The sequence below is a fragment of the Streptomyces sp. NPDC015242 genome, assembly GCF_043079125.1.
In the GTDB taxonomy this organism is placed as follows: domain Bacteria; phylum Actinomycetota; class Actinomycetes; order Streptomycetales; family Streptomycetaceae; genus Streptomyces.
In genome coordinates this window covers 186,729-202,799 of the sequence record NZ_JBIBUF010000002.1, presented here as the reverse complement: position 1 = coordinate 202,799, position 16,071 = coordinate 186,729, and the positions used below count along the sequence as shown (strand labels likewise).

General features: G+C 74.3%; 13 protein-coding genes. 8 read left to right on the top strand and 5 right to left on the bottom strand.

Going from position 1 to position 16,071, the window contains the following annotated elements:
- The first annotated feature begins 8 nt into the window (after positions 1-8).
- The 3 genes from ACF07N_RS06375 to cimA all read left to right on the top strand — a co-directional run bounded on the left by ACF07N_RS06375 (position 9) and on the right by cimA (position 4,051).
- A complete protein-coding gene (locus ACF07N_RS06375; protein WP_392109128.1) occupies positions 9-1,055 on the top strand; it encodes an agmatine/peptidylarginine deiminase in 1,047 nt (348 codons plus the stop codon).
- Between the two features lie 398 nt (positions 1,056-1,453).
- On the top strand, positions 1,454-2,068 hold the full coding sequence (locus tag ACF07N_RS06370) for a TetR/AcrR family transcriptional regulator (RefSeq protein ID WP_392109125.1): 615 nt from the start codon (positions 1,454-1,456) through the stop codon (positions 2,066-2,068).
- Positions 2,069-2,446: 378 nt separating this feature from the next.
- The gene (cimA, locus tag ACF07N_RS06365; RefSeq protein ID WP_392109122.1) at positions 2,447-4,051 is read left to right on the top strand and encodes a citramalate synthase; all 1,605 of its coding nucleotides are present in this window, start codon (positions 2,447-2,449) and stop codon (positions 4,049-4,051) included.
- Positions 4,052-4,106: 55 nt separating this feature from the next.
- Here cimA and ACF07N_RS06360 read toward each other — a convergent pair whose 3' ends face one another.
- Entirely contained in the window at positions 4,107-4,766 is a 660-nt protein-coding gene (locus tag ACF07N_RS06360; RefSeq protein ID WP_392109119.1) for an SLATT domain-containing protein, read from the bottom strand.
- Positions 4,767-4,950: 184 nt separating this feature from the next.
- Between ACF07N_RS06360 and ACF07N_RS06355 the strand changes: the two genes are divergently transcribed.
- Positions 4,951-6,306: a hypothetical protein gene (locus ACF07N_RS06355; protein WP_383325628.1), complete on the top strand. Its 1,356-nt coding sequence runs from the start codon at positions 4,951-4,953 to the stop codon at positions 6,304-6,306.
- 655 nt (positions 6,307-6,961) lie between these two features.
- Here ACF07N_RS06355 and ACF07N_RS06350 read toward each other — a convergent pair.
- Both ACF07N_RS06350 and ACF07N_RS06345 read right to left on the bottom strand, forming a co-directional pair.
- Positions 6,962-8,152 (bottom strand): Cmx/CmrA family chloramphenicol efflux MFS transporter, encoded by a 1,191-nt coding sequence (locus tag ACF07N_RS06350; protein ID WP_392109116.1) that lies wholly within the window; start codon positions 8,150-8,152, stop codon positions 6,962-6,964.
- A gap of 170 nt (positions 8,153-8,322) precedes the next feature.
- The gene (locus ACF07N_RS06345) at positions 8,323-9,279 is read right to left on the bottom strand and encodes a DMT family transporter (RefSeq protein ID WP_392109113.1); all 957 of its coding nucleotides are present in this window, start codon (positions 9,277-9,279) and stop codon (positions 8,323-8,325) included.
- Positions 9,280-9,351: 72 nt separating this feature from the next.
- Between ACF07N_RS06345 and ACF07N_RS06340 the strand changes: the two genes are divergently transcribed.
- A complete protein-coding gene (locus tag ACF07N_RS06340; RefSeq protein ID WP_392109110.1) occupies positions 9,352-9,936 on the top strand; it encodes a TetR/AcrR family transcriptional regulator in 585 nt (194 codons plus the stop codon).
- Between the two features lie 71 nt (positions 9,937-10,007).
- On the top strand, positions 10,008-10,571 hold the full coding sequence (locus ACF07N_RS06335) for a YdeI family protein (protein ID WP_392109107.1): 564 nt from the start codon (positions 10,008-10,010) through the stop codon (positions 10,569-10,571).
- 143 nt (positions 10,572-10,714) lie between these two features.
- Here the strand turns inward: ACF07N_RS06335 and ACF07N_RS06330 are convergent, their stop codons facing one another.
- The gene (locus ACF07N_RS06330) at positions 10,715-11,500 is read right to left on the bottom strand and encodes a S1 family peptidase (RefSeq protein WP_383337719.1); all 786 of its coding nucleotides are present in this window, start codon (positions 11,498-11,500) and stop codon (positions 10,715-10,717) included.
- Between the two features lie 219 nt (positions 11,501-11,719).
- Complete coding sequence (locus tag ACF07N_RS06325) at positions 11,720-12,325, bottom strand: YceI family protein (RefSeq protein WP_383325645.1); 606 nt, start codon at positions 12,323-12,325, stop codon at positions 11,720-11,722.
- A gap of 366 nt (positions 12,326-12,691) precedes the next feature.
- Here ACF07N_RS06325 and ACF07N_RS06320 point away from each other — a divergent pair, with 366 nt between their 5' ends.
- Positions 12,692-13,543 (top strand): SDR family NAD(P)-dependent oxidoreductase, encoded by an 852-nt coding sequence (locus ACF07N_RS06320; RefSeq protein ID WP_392109103.1) that lies wholly within the window; start codon positions 12,692-12,694, stop codon positions 13,541-13,543.
- 117 nt (positions 13,544-13,660) lie between these two features.
- The gene (locus ACF07N_RS06315) at positions 13,661-16,030 is read left to right on the top strand and encodes a polysaccharide lyase 8 family protein (protein WP_392109100.1); all 2,370 of its coding nucleotides are present in this window, start codon (positions 13,661-13,663) and stop codon (positions 16,028-16,030) included.
- Positions 16,031-16,071: the final 41 nt, after the last annotated feature.

The following is a 16,071-nucleotide window of genomic DNA, read 5'->3' as shown; positions in this document are numbered from 1 at the left end:
GGTCAACGATGTCCGCAGCCGCCGACGGCTTCCGCATGCCCGCCGAGTGGGTCCCGCACGAGCGCACCTGGATGGCCTGGCCGTCCCCCAACCCCACCTTCGGCGACCCCGGGGAACTCGCCGCCGCCCGCGCGGCCTGGGCGTCGGTCGCCCGCGCGGTGCGCCGCTTTGAGCCGGTGACGGTGGTGTGCGCGCCCGGGCAGGTGGCGGAGGCCGCCGCGCTGCTCGGACCGGACGTCGACACCGTGGAGCGGGACCTCGACGACGCCTGGATGCGCGACATCGGCCCCACCTTCCTCACCGACGGGCGAGGCCGACTGGCCGCCGTCGACTGGACGTTCAACGGCTGGGGCGCCCAGGAGTGGGCCCGCTGGGAGCACGACGGGAAGATCGGCGCACACGTCGCGGACCTCGCCGGTGCCCGGACGTACGCCTCGCCACTGGTCAACGAGGGCGGGGCGATCCACGTGGACGGCGAGGGCACGGTCCTGCTCACCGAGACGGTCCAGCTCGGCCCCGAGCGCAACCCCGGGTGGACCCGCGAGCAGGTCGAGGCCGAGATCCACGCGCAGCTCGGCACCCACAAGGCGATCTGGCTGCCGCGCGGCCTGACCGGCGACTACCCTCCCCACGGCTTCGGCACCCTGGGCCACGTCGACATCGTCGCGGCGTTCGCCCGCCCGGGCGTCGTCGTGGCGCACTCCCAGCCCGACCCCGCCCACCCCGACCACGAGGTGACCCGGGAGGTCATCGGCCTGCTCAAGTCCCAGACGGACGCCCGCGGCCGGCGCCTCGAGGTCGTGGAGGTCCTCGCACCGACCGTGCTGGAGACCGACGGCCACTGGGCCGACTACTCGTACATCAACCACTACCTGTGCAACGGCGGCGTGGTGCTGTGCGCCTTCGACGACCCGCGCGACGAGCTCGCCGCGGGCGTCTTCCGCCGCCTCTTCCCGGAGCGGACCGTGACGCTGGTCGACGCCCGGACGATCTTCGCCGGTGGTGGCGGCATCCACTGCATCACCCAGCAGCAGCCGAGGACGGCCGTCGGGTAGAACGTACGGGTGAACGAAACGCTGCGCCGCACGTCCCGCGGCCACCACCCGCCTGCGCGCCCCGGGCTGCCGGTACGGCCCGGCCCCGCCCCGCGCCGCCACCCGGCCCCGACGCGGCCCGCCCCCGGGCGGCCCGCGGCGCACGCGGCCCGGGCGGGCGCGGCCCCGGCGGAGCCCCACGCGGTGGGTGCGGCGACCCGGGGGCCGGCCGGGCCGGCGACCGGTGCCGCCGGAGCGCTCGGCGGGGCGGGCGCGGCCACTTCGGCCGCCGCCCGCGGACTGAAGCCGGTGGCCTCGGGGGCGGCGGATCGTGGGGCGGGGTCCGAGGCGGGCCCGGTGGACCCGGCGCCGCGCGGGACGGCCCCCGCCACCCGCAGGCCCGGCCCGGCGGTGGGCCGATGAATTCTGCCGCCGCCCCCCGCCGCCGTACCCCGGCCCCGCCCCGCGAGGACGTGCTCGCCGCCGCCATGGCGATGATCGCCGAGCGCGGGCTGGAGAAGCTCACCATGGCCGCGCTCGGGCGCGAGGTCGGGATGAGCAGTGGCCATCTGCTCTACTACTTCGGCTCCAAGGACGAACTGCTGCTGCGCACCCTGGAGTGGAGCGAGGGCCGGCTCGGGGCCGAGCGGGCCCGCCTGCTGACCCGGGCGGTGCCCGCGCGCGAACGGCTGGACGCCTACGTCGACCTGTACGTCCCCGAGGGGCACCGCGACCCGCACTGGACCCTGTGGCTGGAGGTCTGGAACCGCTCGCAGGGCGCCGACGAGGACGCCCGCGACCGTCAGGCCGCCATCGAGGGGGCCTGGCACCGCGACCTGGTCGCCCTGCTCGCCGAGGGCGTCTCGCGCGGCGAGTTCCGCCGCGTCGACCCGGACCGCTTCGCCGCCCGCCTGCGCGCCCTGCTGGACGGCCTGTCCATCCACGTGGCGATCGGCCTGCGCGGCACCGACCGGGCGCAAGTCCTCGGCCATGTGCACGAGTTCCTCACCGAAGGCCTCTTCACGGAGGCCTGAACGCCCGCCCGGGCCCCGGCCTGGTGCCCGGCGACACGTACGACGCCACGCACGTCCACGTCCGTCACACGAGGTGACCGACCGCATCCTGAGACAACCGTGAGCGGGGCGCGGGGGTTGTGCCAGACTGCCTCCGTGCTCTCGTTCGCCATGATTATTGGCAGCAGGCGCGCCGGTCCGCAGTGACCGCCACGTACGACCAGGTACGGGCGGACACCGTCGTCCTCGACCCGCGCGCAGACCTCTCGCACCCGCGAGAGGTTTTTCGCATTTCTGGCCCACCCACAGCCGGAGGCGAGAGCGCGAGGGAGTATGTGAGGGCGGTGGAGCCGGTCATTCCGGTACGACCGAGATCCCATCCTCAGGAGCCTTGACACCATGACCGCTACCAGCGAGCTCGACGATTCGTTCCACGTCTTCGACACCACCCTGCGCGACGGCGCCCAGCGGGAGGGCATCAACCTCACCGTCGCGGACAAGCTCGCCATCGCACGGCACCTGGACGACTTCGGCGTGGGCTTCATCGAGGGCGGCTGGCCCGGCGCGAACCCCCGGGACACCGAGTTCTTCGCCCGCGCCCAGCAGGAGATCCACTTCCGCCACGCCCAGCTGGTCGCGTTCGGCTCCACCCGCCGCGCCGGCACCACGGCCGCCGAGGACCCGCAGGTCAGGGCCTTGCTGGAGTCCGGAGCCCCGGTGATCACCCTGGTCGCCAAGTCGCACGACCGCCACGTCGAACTCGCGCTGCGCACCACGCTGGACGAGAACCTGGAGATGGTGCGGGACACGGTCTCCTTCCTGACGGCGCAGGGCCGCCGGGTCTTCGTCGACTGCGAGCACTTCTTCGACGGCTACCGCGCCAACCCCGAGTACGCCAAGTCGGTCGTCCGCACGGCGTCCGAGGCCGGCGCGGACGTCGTCGTCCTGTGCGACACCAACGGCGGCATGCTCCCCGCCCAGATCCAGGCGGTCGTCGGCACGGTCCTGGCCGACACCGGCGCCCGGCTCGGCATCCACGCCCAGGACGACACCGGCTGCGCGGTGGCCAACACCCTCGCTGCCGTCGATGCGGGCGCGACCCACGTGCAGTGCACGGCCAACGGCTACGGCGAGCGCGTCGGCAACGCCAACCTCTTCCCCGTGGTGGCGGCCCTGGAGCTCAAGTACGGCAAGCGGGTCCTGCCCGAGGGGCACCTGCGCGAGATGACCCGCATCTCCCACGCCATCGCCGAGGTCGTCAACCTCACGCCCTCCACGCACCAGCCCTACGTGGGCCTGTCCGCCTTCGCCCACAAGGCCGGACTGCACGCCTCCGCCATCAAGGTCGACCCGGACCTGTACCAGCACATCGACCCCGAGCAGGTCGGCAACACCATGCGGATGCTGGTCTCCGACATGGCCGGGCGCGCCTCCATCGAGCTCAAGGGCAAGGAACTCGGCATCGACCTCGGCGGCGACCGCGAGCTGGTCGGCCGGGTCGTCGAGCGGGTCAAGGAGCGCGAGCTCAGGGGCTACACCTACGAGGCCGCCGACGCGAGCTTCGAGATCCTGCTGCGCACCGAGGTGCAGGGCGAGCCGCTGCGCTACTTCGAGGTCGAGTCCTGGCGGGCCATCGTCGAGGACCGGCCCGACGGGTCCCACGCCAACGAGGCGACGGTGAAGCTGTGGGCCAAGGGCGAGCGGATCGTCGCCACGGCCGAGGGCAACGGCCCGGTCAACGCGCTGGACCGGGCCCTGCGCGTCGGGCTGGAGAAGATCTACCCGCAGCTCGCCAAGCTGGAGCTGGTGGACTACAAGGTCCGCATCCTGGAAGGCAAGCACGGCACCAACTCGACGACCCGCGTGCTGATCTCCACGTCCGACGGCTCGGGCGAGTGGTCGACGGTGGGCGTCGCCGACAACGTCATCGCGGCGAGCTGGCAGGCCCTGGAGGACGCGTACACGTACGGCCTGCTGCGCGCGGGAGTGGAACCGGCGCAGTAGCCGGAGGCCGTCCACGGGCGGGCCCGGCCGGGACAGGGCCCGCCCCGGGCGGGCGTCACATCGCCGTGTCGCGGGAACGGGGTCCGGGCAGGTCGCCGTTGCGGTCACGGCCGGGCGTGCGGTCGAGACGGAACAGGCCCGCGGCGTGGGGGCGCTGAGCGGCGGCGTGGGACGTGGAGCGGGTCAGCTCCTCGACGCCGTCGGCCAGGTAGCCGACCCACGCCGTGCCCTCCTCCTCGATGATCCGCTGGGCGTCGGTGCGCAGCCGCTCGATCACCCCGAGCAGCGTGGCCTGCTCCTTGTCGCTGGGGGAGTCGGTGGTGCGCAGATACGCCTGCGCCCAGTCGGACTGCGCCTTCTTCAGCAACTGCTGGAGCGCCAGTTCCGTGCGGATGTAGCGGGTCCAGGAGGCGGAGAAGCCGAAGATGCGGTCGAACAGGACGCAGCCCGCCCCGCCCGCCAGGAAGACGAAGCCCCACTCGGGCCGCACGGCCGTGGGCGCCGCGGCGTGCACCAGCGGCGTGATCGTGCCGACGATGCCCAGCAGCGCGGCCAGCGCCCGCAGCGACCGCGACCACATCGCCGGGCCCCGGCGCCGGGCCAGGTACCAGCCGATCGCCGCCGTCACCTCGGCCTCCGCGTGCCGGAACAGCTCCCACAACAGGTCCGCCCGCGTCCGCGACCGGTCCAGCTCGGCGAGTGCGGACACCGTCATGTCCGCCGCTCTGCGTCTTCCGAACATGCCCTTTTTCCCGCCCCTCCCGCTGCGACCGCCCGGCCGGACCGGCCGGAACCGGCCCACCGCAGTGGGCCAGGAGGCATCGTAGGCGCAGCCGTGCCCCCAAATCCCTGCCCTCACGGATATCCGTTTCTGTACCGATTCAGGTAGCTTCGAACATATGAGGCCCGCACTGGTGCGCACTGTCGTACGCCTGCTGATCGTGCCGGTCGCCGCCGTCCTGGCGGTGCTGCTGGCCGGTGCGCCCGGGGCGCACGCGGCCACCGACCTGACCAAGATCGCCCAGGAACTGCGCGAGAACCCCGTCTACGTCGATCCGGCCGCCGCCGGCCAGCTGGCCGCGTCGGACGCGGAGGCGCTCGCCGACAAGATCAGGGACGCGGACAAGCCGGTCTTCGTGGCGGTCCTCCCGGCCGGCTATCCCACGCAGGACCTCTTCCGGAACCTCCGCACCGAGACCGGTGTGACCGGCCTGTACGGCATCCGCCTCGGTGACGCGTTCGACGCGCGCGCCGACCGCGCGGTGATGAGCCCGCAGGGCGTGTCCAACCTGGTCACGGCCGTGCGCGGGGCGGGCGACGCCAAGGCACAACTGAACGACTTCGTCGACGACGCCCTGCGCAACATGCGCGGCTCGGCGCCGAGCGGCTGGAGCGACGGCTCGGGCGGCGATGTCCCGGTCGGCGGGCTGATCACGGTCGGCGCCCTGGTCGCGGCCGGCGGCGCGGGCGCCTACGCCCTGGTCAGGCGCAACCGGCGCCGCCACGAGGAGGAGCAGCGGGCCGCGCTGGAGAAGCTGCGCGTGGTCGTCGACGAGGACATCACCGCCTTCGGCGAGGAACTCGACCGCCTGGACTTCCATCCCGGTGAACCCGGCGCCGACGACGCGATGCGCGGCGACTACGAACGCGCGCTGGACGCGTACGAGCAGGCCAAGTCCCTGATGGCCGCGGCGGTGCGGCCGGAGGACGTCAAGGCCGTCACCGAGGCCGTCGAGGACGGGCGCTTCTCCCTGGCGCGCCTCGCCGCCCGCCGCGAGGGCAGGCCCCTGCCCGAGCGCCGCCCGCCCTGCTTCTTCGACCCGCGGCACGGGCCGTCGGTGACCGACGCGACCTGGACGCCGCCGGGAGGCGCCGCACGCGAGGTGCCGGTCTGCGCGGCCGACCGCACGCGGCTCGCCGAGGGCCGCGACCCGGTGATCCGCGAGGTCGACACGGACTACGGGCGCCGCCCGTACTGGGAGGCCGGCCCGGCGTACGGCCCCTGGGCCGGCGGCTACTTCGGCGGCGGCCTGCTGCCCGGCCTGCTCGTCGGCACCATGCTCGGCAGCATGATGGCCGGCCCCGCCTACGCCGCCGACTACGGCTCCGGCTACGGCGACTTCGGCGGCTACGAGGGCGGCGACGTCTCGGGCGCCGACTTCAACACCGGTGACTTCGGCGGCGACTTCGGGGGAGGCGGCTTCGGCGGCGGCGACTTCGGCGGCGGGGGAGGCGACTTCGGCGGCGGCTTCTGAGAAGCCCCACCCCTGCCGGGAAACGGACCGCAAAGACACGGCAGCGACCCTTACGGCTCGCGCCGCGTGGCTCCCGGTAGAACGCTCTGGCCGGCCACTCAGCGCCGGGCGGCTCCTGACTGGCCGCTCGACCCGGCCGGGCCGAGCGGCGCGAGGCGCCCACCGGCCGCTGCGGTTGCCGCCGCCGGGCGCCGGGTGACACTTGCCGGCCGCTGCGCCCGGCCACTCAGTGCCGCGAGGTGCCCGTCGGCTGCTTCACCCGGCTGGGTTCAACGGCGCGAGGCGCCCACCGGCCGCTGCAGTTGCCGCCGCCGGGCGCCGCGTGACACCTGCCGGTCCGCTCCACCCGGCCATGCAGCGCCGCGAGGCGCCCACCGGCCGCTCCAGTGGCCGCCGCCGGACGCCGCACGGCACCTGCCGGTCCGTTCCGCCCGCGTTATCCAGCGCCGCATGGCTCTCGCTGGCCGCTTCGCCCGACCGGGGCCAGCGGCGCGATGCGCCCGTGGGCCGCTGCGCCCGGCCGAACTCGGCGTCGCCCGGCCCCGCCGGCCGCTCCGCCCTGCCGGCTTCGGCGTCGTGAGGCCCCCGCCGGCCACGCCGCCGAGCCGGACTCAGCGGCGTAAGGCCCCCCGCCGGTCACTCCGACCCGGCCGGTTCAGCGGCGCTCGGCGTCAACCGGCCGCTTCGCTTGCCGCCGCCGGGAGTGCCGGGCGGCCGCTGTCCCTGCCGCCGCCACGCCCCCCGCCAGCGCGACCAGCCCCGCGCTGACCCACACGGGCGACCGGTAGCCGAACCCGGCGCCGATCGCCGCGCCGCCCGCGAACGGGCCGACCGCCGCGCCCACGTTGAACGCCGCCGTGGCGAAACCGCCGGCCAGCGTGGGCGCCTCCGGGGCCGCGTAGAGGACCTGGGAGATCAGGGTCGAGCCGACGCCGAAGGACAGCGCCCCCTGTACGAAGACCAGCGTGAGCGTCAGCGCCGGGTGCCCGGCGCCCAGTGCCGTCAGGCACCAGCCCGCGCACACCGCCACGCCCCCGCCGGCGAGCACCGGCACGGGATGCCGGTCGGCGACGCGCCCCGCGACGGTCACCCCCGCGCACGACCCCGCCCCGAACAGCGCGAGCACCCCGGGAACCCAGCCGCTGCCCAGCCCCGTCACCTCCGTGACCAGCGGCGCGAGATAGGTGAAGGTGCAGAAGGTCGCGGCGTTCACCAGGGCGCCCAGCAGCAGCGTCACCACCAGCCGCGGGCTGCGCAGGGAGCGCAGCTCACCCCGCAGCGCGGGCGGCGCGTCCCCGGCCGAGCCGCCCGGCACGGACCGCGCCACCGCCACCAGCGCCGGCAGCGACACCAGCGCCACCGCCCAGAACGCGGCCCGCCAGCCCCACAGTTCGCCCAGGACGGCCCCGGCGGGCACCCCGGCCACGCAGGCCAGTGTCACCCCGCCCAGCAGCAGGGACGTCGCCCGCCCCTTCGCGTCCGGCGGGACCATGCCGACAGCGGACACGAGCGCCACGGCGAGGAACCCGGCGTTGGCGAACGCGCCCACCGCCCGGGTGACGAGCAGGACCTCGAAACTGCCGGTGAGCGCACCGGCGACATGGACGGCGAGGAAGACGACGAGGAAGGCGAGCAGCGCCTCCCGGCGGGGCCAGCGCCGGGAGAGACCCGCCGCCAGTGGCGCCCCGAGGACCATCCCCGCGGCGAACGCGGAGGTCAGCGCCCCCGCCGCGGGAACGGACACCCCCAGGTCCCGCGCGATGTCCGGCACCAGCCCGGACAGCATGAACTCGGACGTGCCTTGCGCGAACACGGCAAGGCCCAACAGCACAAGAGCCAACGGCATGGGGAAACTCCGCACCCGGAAGTCGAACGACGGACACGACTCGTCGGACGGCACACCGGCGGCGGAGCGAGCCGGGGCGGCCTCAGCGGCCCGGCATCGGCGTCACGAGCAGCCACCGGAGTGCCGGTGGCCGCGGTCTGGACGCCTCGGGGCTGGACATGCCCCGCAGGCTAGGCACGGCCGGGCGACCGGGTCCACCGGTTTTCCGCCCGCTCGCCCCCGGCCGCGATCACGCCCCCGCCCCCGCCCCCGTCCCCGCCCTCATTCCGGCTCCCGCGGTGCACGACGACGACCGCCGTGAGGCAGACCGCCAGTCCGATGGCGGTCTGGACGCCGAACGGCTCCCCGAACATCAGCGCGCCCCAGACGGCCGTCACCGGCGCCATGAGGAACATCAGGGTGTTGACCTCGGTGACCCCGGAACGCTGGAGGATGAGCCAGTACAGCCCGTACCCGCCGAACGTGGCCAGGCCCACCAGCCAGGCCACCGCGACCCAGAACCCGGGCTCCGCCGGCGGCACGGCGGCCCCGGCGCCCAGCGCGAGCACACTGAACAGGACGGCGCTGCCGGCGCAGTGCACGGTGAGCGACACCGACGGGGCGACCCGGGCGCGGGACCGGCTCTCCAGGAACGTGGCGGCGACCAGCGACAGCATGCCGAGCAGCGGCACGGCGTACGCCCACCAGGCCACGCCGGTGCCGGCGGCCGCGTCGGCCAGGGTGACCACGGCGACGCCGCTCAGCCCCAGGGCCAGGCCGAGCCACTGCCGGCCCGAGACGTACTGCCCGAGCAGCGGTCCCGCGAGGGCCCCGGCGACCAGCGGCTGGACCCCGTCGATCAGAGCCGTGGTGCCACTGGAGACGCCGAGCTGGATGGCGTAGTAGACGCTGAGCAGATAGCCGCTCTGCGACAGCAGGCCGATGACGGCCTGCCGGGTGACGTCCCGCGCGGTGAGCCCCCGCCAGGCCGATCGCATGACGACCGCGACGGCGGCGAGGACGACGGCCAGCGGCAGGAAACGCCACATCAGGATCGTGAGCGCGGACGCGCTGCCCGCACCGAGCTTGGCGCCGATGAAGCCGGAGCTCCAGCACAGGACGAAGGCGAGCGAGAGCAGGATGTTCACGACATCACAACCAGTAGACAGATCGGTATACCCGTTCTCCGCCCACTATACAGATCGGTATACTCTGGTGTCATGGGTGCCACCGCTGAGACCCCGCGCCGGATCGTCATGACCCCCGCCGCCCGCCGCGCCCTGGACGCCGCCGCCCGGCTGTTCTACGAGCGCGGCATCCACGCGGTCGGAGTCGACCTGATCGCCGCCGAGGCGGGGGTGACGAAGAAGACCCTCTACGACCGGTTCGGCTCCAAGGAGCAGATCGTCGTGGAATACCTCGCGGACCGCGACGAGCGCTGGCGCGCGTTCCTCGCCGAACGCCTCGACGCGGCGGGCCCGGACCCACGCGACCGCGTCCTGGCCGTCTTCGACGCCACCCGCGACTGGGCACGCGATCTCAGTCCCAAGGGGTGCAGCATGGTCAACGCGCACGCGGAGATCAGTGACCCGGCCCATCCGGCCCACCCGGTCATCACCGGCCAGAAGCGGTGGATGCTCGACCTGTTCACCCGTCTCGCCGCGGACCTCGCGCCCGGGCGGGCGGACGCGACGGCCCGGGCCCTGATGCTGCTCCACGAGGGCGCCCTCGTGGCGCACGGCCTCGGCATCTTCCCGGACGCCCTCACCGGGGCACGCGAACAGGCGGCCGCGCTCCTCACATAGAGGACGGCGCACATAGAGGACGGCGCACATGGAGGACGGATCCCGGCCTCGACACCTCCTACGGTGGCGGCATGACGACCTCCGAGGCGCCCGTCCCCTTCGCCACCGCCGCCGACCTGGACTCCTGGCTGACCGACCATCCCGCCCCGCACCCCGGCCTCTGGGTCAAGGTGGCCAAGAAGGGGTCGGGCATCGCCTCCCTCAGTGCCGCCGACGTCAACGACGTGGCGCTGTGCCACGGGTGGATCACCGGGCAGCGCAAGGGCCTCGACGCGTCGTACTACCTGCAGCGGATCACTCCCCGGCGCCCCGGCAGCCTCTGGTCTCTGGTCAACGTCCGCCGCGTCCAGGAGCTGACCGAGGCCGGGCGGATGCGGCCCGGCGGGCTCGCGGAGGTGGCGGCCGCGCGGGCGGACGGCCGGTGGGAGGCGGCCTACGCGTCGCAGAAGGAGGCCGAGGTTCCACGGGAACTGGCCGCGGCGCTGGCCCGCAGCCCCCGGGCCGCGGCGGCCTTCGAGAAGCTGGGCCGGACGGAGCGCTACCTCGCGATGCTCGGAGTCCTCCGCGCCCGTACACCGGACGCCCGGGCGGCCCAGGCGGACGCGGCGGTCAGGAAGCTGGAGTCCGGGCGGTGAGCCGGCCCGGACGGTGGGCCGGCCCGGGCGGGTCGGCCCGCTGGGTCAGCCCCGTGCGTTTCCCGCGGTGGGTCCCCCCTGCCTGGCCCTTCGAGCGGAACGGGCCCGGCGCCGCACGGCACCGGGCCCGCCAGGCAGAAGACTCAGAGGGTGGCCGCAGCCGAGGCGATGGCGGAGGCGAACGTCGAGACCTCCGTGTAGACGCCGGGCGCCTCGGGCCTGGCGCAGCCCTCGCCCCAGCTGACGATGCCGACCTGGATCCAGGCGCCGGCGTTGTCCTTGCGGAACATCGGGCCGCCGGAGTCGCCCTGGCAGGTGTCCACGCCGCCCGCGTCGAAGCCGGCGCAGATCTCCTCGCTCGCGACCAGGCCGCTGTAGAGACCGCCGTAGGCCTTGCACGCGGCGTCGCTGACGAACGGCACGGTCGCCTTCAGCAGGTACCGCTGCTGCGCGCCGCCCTCGCGGTTCGCGCCCCAGCCGGCGACGGTGAAGTCACCGGTGTTGTACTGCGTGGTGGTGGCGATCTTCAGGGTCGGCAGATTGATGGGCTGGGCGAGCTTGATGAGCGCCCAGTCCTTGCCGGTGCCGTTGTAGCCGGGGGCGCGCAGCACCTTGGTGGAGCGGACCTGGACGCGGCCGCTGGTGGACTGCAGGTCGACGACCCCCGCGGTGGCGGTGATGCTCGTGTTGTTGCCGGAGCCGCCCACGCAGTGCGCGGCCGTCAGCACGATCTGCTGGGTGTAGAGCGCGCCGCCGCAGCCCATGGAGAGCCGCACCATGAACGGGAACTCGCCCTGCGCGGCGCGGGTTCCGCCGACGACGGGGGAGGGGGCGGCCTGTGCGGTGGAGACGGGCTGGAGGCTGGCGATCGCGAGGGCGGCGGCGCCCAGGACCGCGCATCTCTTGAGTGCGGTGAGGAGTCTCTTCAACGTGATGCCTTCCGTGGGGGGTTGACCGGGGAGACGTGCAACCGAAGCATCAATTTGACGAGTACATGACAGCATTGCGGCAAAAAAGAACGTCCATGTGCTGGCATGGACTGGTCAAAATTCTGCTGCTGGATTATGGGAACGCCGACGGTTCTCGCACAAGGGGCGTGATCCGGCCAGGCCGGCCCGGCGAGGAGTCGCCGGGCCGGTGCCGCGGGTTCACGCGTTCCTGATCGCCGAGATGTCGAAGCTGAGCTTGATCTTGTCGGAGACCAGCACGCCGCCGGTCTCCAGCGCGGCGTTCCAGGTCAGGCCCCACTCGGAGCGCAGGATCTGCGCCTTGCCCTCGAAGCCGACGCGCTCGTTGCCGAAGGGGTCCTTCGCGGCGCCGTTGAACTCGAGGTCGATGGTCAGCGGGCGGGTCGTGCCGAGGATCGTCAGGTCGCCGGTGATGCGGTAGTCGTCACCGCCGAGCGCCTCGGCCTTCGTGGAGCGGAACGTCATGGTCGGGAACTCGTCCGCCTTGAAGAAGTCCGCGCTCTTGAGGTGCCCGTCGCGGTCGGCGTTGCCCGTCTCGATGCTGTCCATCACGACGTCGAGGGAGGCCGTGGAGCGCGAGGGGTCGGTGCCGTCGAGGTGCAGCGTGCCGGTGAAGTCCTGGAAGCTGCCCTTGACGTTCGTGACCATGGCGTGGCGCGCGACGAACCCGATCGTCGAGTGCGCGGGGTCGATCGTGTAGTCGCCGGTCAGGGCGGCGAGCTCCGGGGTGACGGCGGTGCCCGTGGCGGTCGCGGTCTCGGTGTCGGTGCGGCTGAAGATGCTCATGGGGTGCCTCCTGCGGCGTATGTTGAACGTTGAACTACCCAACGCGCACCACCGTAGACCTATTCCGTTCAACCTTCAACATCTTCGGCGGGTGTGTTCGCATCGGATCTCGCGCGGGTCGTCCGTACCGCCGCGGGGCGGCCCCGTACCGCCGCCTGGCGGCACGGGGCCGCCCCGCGAGGGTGGTTCCGCGCCGCCCGGGGGAGCGGCGCCGCGACCTGCGGTTCAGCGGGGCGGCGGGACCCGGCGGACGGCCGGCGCACACCCCGGGGACGGCGAGGTGCGGTGGCGGTGCCCCGGAAGTCGGGGTTCCGTAGCAAAGGACCGTAGGGAGACAGACGAGGCACAGCGCAGGGGAGACGACTCGTGACACTCACCGGCTCCGGCCCGGCCTACGACCCGCCGGCCGACGCGACCCCACGCCGTGCCGGCGCCCCCGCGCCCGCCCGGACGCGCGTGTACGGGCCCGAGCGCCGCCTCGACCGGCGCGTGGCCCTGGTCACCGGGGCCTCGTCGGGCATCGGGGCGGCCACGGCACGGCGCTTCGCCATGGACGGCTGGCAGCTCCTGCTCAACGGGCGCGACCGGTACCGGCTGGAGCGGACCGCCGCCGGCACGTCGGCCGTCGTGCTGCCCGCCGACCTCGCCGCCCCGGACGGACCGCGCCTGCTGGCCCGGTCCGCGCTGCACACGACCGGCCGGATCGACGTCCTGGTCGCCGGCGCGGGCATCGGCTGGACGGGCCCCTTCGACACCATGCCGCACACCGACATCGACCGGGTGCTGACCCTGGACCTCAACGCCACGCTCCACCTCGTGCGCGAGGTGCTGCCGACCATGATCGCGGCAGGACGGGGCCGCGTGGTGCTGCTCGGCGCGCGCGAGGGCCGTACCGGCGTGCCGCGGGAAGCGGTGCACTCGGCGGCCAGGGCCGGACTCGCCGCCTTCGCCGAGGCACTCCGCCGGGAACTGCGTGGCACGGGCGTCGGAGTGACCCTCGTCGACCCCGGCCCCGCGGACCCGGAGTCCCGCACCCGGCGCGGCGGGCCCCGGGACGGCTCCGGCACCGGCCTCCTCACCCCCGGCCACGTCGCCGGCACCATCTTCGAGGCCGTCGCACACCATCACGACGAGGCGTACGCCGGCCCGGCGGTCCAGGACCGCGCCCGGGGAATCGGACCGGGCCTGTACCGACGTCTGCGGGACCGCTTCACCTGACCGGCCGTCCGTGCGGCTCGCCGCTGCCCGGACGGACGGTCCACCCGTTGCGCCATCCCGGTCACTCCGGCCGGATCCTCCGTTCAGGTGAGTGGCCGGCCATGGTAGGGCAGGGGCATGACTCCCCGGCGTCGCGTGTTCCCCCGTCGTGCGGGCAGGGCCGCCCGCCTGCCCCGCCCGAGCCGGCGTGCCCTGCTGCTGGCCGCCGCCGCACTGGCGGCGACCGGGGGAGCCACGCCCCGGGACCGGGGCGGCGAAGCGCCCGGCGACCCGTACGACACCCTGCGCCGGCGCTGGCTCGGCATCGCCCTGGGCACGGGCTACGACCCGGCCGCGGAGCCGTACGCCTCCCGGCTCGCCCGGACCGGCGCGCTCGCCCGGGATCTGCTGGCGACCATGGCCCCGGCGGCGCACTCCCTCTGGGATGGGCACCCCTTCGACCCGCCGGCCGGCATCACCCGCAGCTACAGCCGCCTGTGGACCATGACCCAGGCCTACGTCCAGCCGGGCACCGGCTCGACCGCCGACCCGGAGCTGCTCGCCGGCGTCCTGCGCGGCCTCGACCACGTCTCCGGCGCCGTCTACCACCCCGGCACCACCCGCTACGGCAACTGGTGGGAGTGGCAGATCGGCAGCCCCCGCCTCCTGCTGGACATCACGGCCGCCCTGTACGAGCACCTGGGCGAGGCGCGGATCCGGGCCGTCTGCGCCGCCGTCGACCACTTCGTCCCCGACTCGGCCCTCGGCGACTACTCCGGCACCTCCACCGGCGCCAACCGCGTCGACCTGTGCCGCTCCGTCGCCCTGCGCGGCATCCTCGGCCGCGCCCCGGACAAGATCGCCCTCGCCCGCGACGCGCTCTCCCCGGTCTTCCCGTACGTCACGCGCGGCGACGGCCTCTACGAGGACGGCTCCTTCGTCCAGCACACCTGGGTCGCCTACTCGGGCACCTACGGGCAGGTCATGCTCGACGGGCTGGGCAGACTCCTCGCCCTGCTCGCGGGGTCGGACTGGGAGGTCACCGACCCGAACCGGCAGACCGTGTACGACAGCGTCGAGCGGGCCTACGCGCCGCTCATCCACGACGGCCTGGTGATGGACAGCGTCAACGGCCGCGCCATCAGCCGGGGCCGGCTCGCCTCCGGCGACCGGCAGGTGCTGCGCTCGGACCACTTCCACGGCGGCCAGCTCATCGCCGCCATCGCACTCCTCGCACAGGGCGCGAGCCCGGCGGAACGCGACCGGTGGCACGCCCGCGTCAAGGGCTGGATCGAACGCGACACCGTGACGCCGCTGCTGACGGCCCCCCAGTTCGGCGTCGCCGACCTCGCCCGGCTGCACGCCGTCGCCGCCTCGCCCGTCCCGGCCGCGCCGGAACCCCCCGGCCACCACCTGTTCGCCGCCATGGACCGCGCCGTCCACCGCCGCCCCGGCTTCACCGTGAACATCGCCATGGCCAGCGACCGCATCGCCCACTACGAGTGCGGCAACGGCGAGAACCCGCGCGGCTGGCACACCGGCGCCGGCATGGTCAGCTGGTGGTCCGGCGCGAGCGACCAGTACACGGACTGGTACTGGCCGACCGTCGACTGGTACCGGCTGCCCGGCACCACCGTCTCCACCCGGCGCCTGGCCGACCGGGAGGGCGGCGAGTGGGGCACGGCCCGCCCGGACGCCCGCTGGGTGGGCGGCACGACCGACGGCACGTACGCGGCGCTCGGCCAGCACCTCAAGGGCCTCGGCTCCACCCTCGAAGCCCGCAAGTCCTGGTTCTGCGCCGCGGACGCGGTGATCTGCCTGGGCGCCGGCATCAGCTGCTCCGACGGCGTCCCCGTCGAGACGGTCGTCGACAACCGCAACCTCGGCGCGCACGGCACCCAGCGCTTCGTCCGGGGTCCGGGCTGGGCCCACCTGGAGGACCACGGCGGCTGGCTGCTGCTCGACGGCGAGCCGCACACCCTGCGCGAGGACCGCACCGGCGCCTGGTCCGACATCAACACCGGCTCCTCCACCGAGCGCCGCACCCGCCGCTGGCAGACCCTCTGGCTCGACCACGGCACCGACCCGGCCGACGCCCGCTACGCCTACGTCCTCATGCCCGGGGCGTCCCGCCGCACGGTCGCCCGCCGCGCCGCCGGCCCCGGGTGGCTGTCGGTCCTCGCCAACGACGCCGCGTGCCAGGCGGTGCGGGTGCCCGCGCTCGGCCTGACGGCGGCGAACTTCTGGCGCCCCGGCACCGCCGGTCCCCTCACCGCCTCGGCAGGCGCCAGTGTGCTGGTCGTCCGCCAAGGCCGTACCGCTAGGCTCTGCGTGAGCGAACCACCCCGCACGGGCGAACCGCTGGAGATCACCTGGGACCACCCGGTGGGCCGGGTCGTCCGCGCCGACGAGACCGTCGAGATCCTGGCCACGGGCCGCCGGCTCCGGCTGCGCGTCACCCCGGGGACGGCGTGCGCCACCCACCGATGTGACGTGACCCTCCACTGAGCCGCTTGTGTGACCCCTACAAGGTGCACGCCCCCTGAGCA

Bases quoted from the DNA above. Each gene is read 5' to 3' on its own strand.
- ACF07N_RS06340 (WP_392109110.1), top strand. From the start codon at position 9,352: ATGGGTGCCACCGCTGAGACCCCGCGCCGGATCGTCATGACCCCCGCC.
- ACF07N_RS06355 (WP_383325628.1), top strand. From the start codon at position 4,951: ATGAGGCCCGCACTGGTGCGCACTGTCGTACGCCTGCTGATCGTGCCG.
- ACF07N_RS06370 (WP_392109125.1), top strand. From the start codon at position 1,454: ATGAATTCTGCCGCCGCCCCCCGCCGCCGTACCCCGGCCCCGCCCCGC.
- ACF07N_RS06315 (WP_392109100.1), top strand. From the start codon at position 13,661: ATGACTCCCCGGCGTCGCGTGTTCCCCCGTCGTGCGGGCAGGGCCGCC.
- cimA (WP_392109122.1), top strand. From the start codon at position 2,447: ATGACCGCTACCAGCGAGCTCGACGATTCGTTCCACGTCTTCGACACC.
- ACF07N_RS06350 (WP_392109116.1), bottom strand. From the start codon at position 8,152: ATGCCGTTGGCTCTTGTGCTGTTGGGCCTTGCCGTGTTCGCGCAAGGC.
- ACF07N_RS06375 (WP_392109128.1), top strand. From the start codon at position 9: ATGTCCGCAGCCGCCGACGGCTTCCGCATGCCCGCCGAGTGGGTCCCG.
- ACF07N_RS06360 (WP_392109119.1), bottom strand. From the start codon at position 4,766: ATGACGGTGTCCGCACTCGCCGAGCTGGACCGGTCGCGGACGCGGGCG.
- ACF07N_RS06325 (WP_383325645.1), bottom strand. From the start codon at position 12,325: ATGAGCATCTTCAGCCGCACCGACACCGAGACCGCGACCGCCACGGGC.
- ACF07N_RS06335 (WP_392109107.1), top strand. From the start codon at position 10,008: ATGACGACCTCCGAGGCGCCCGTCCCCTTCGCCACCGCCGCCGACCTG.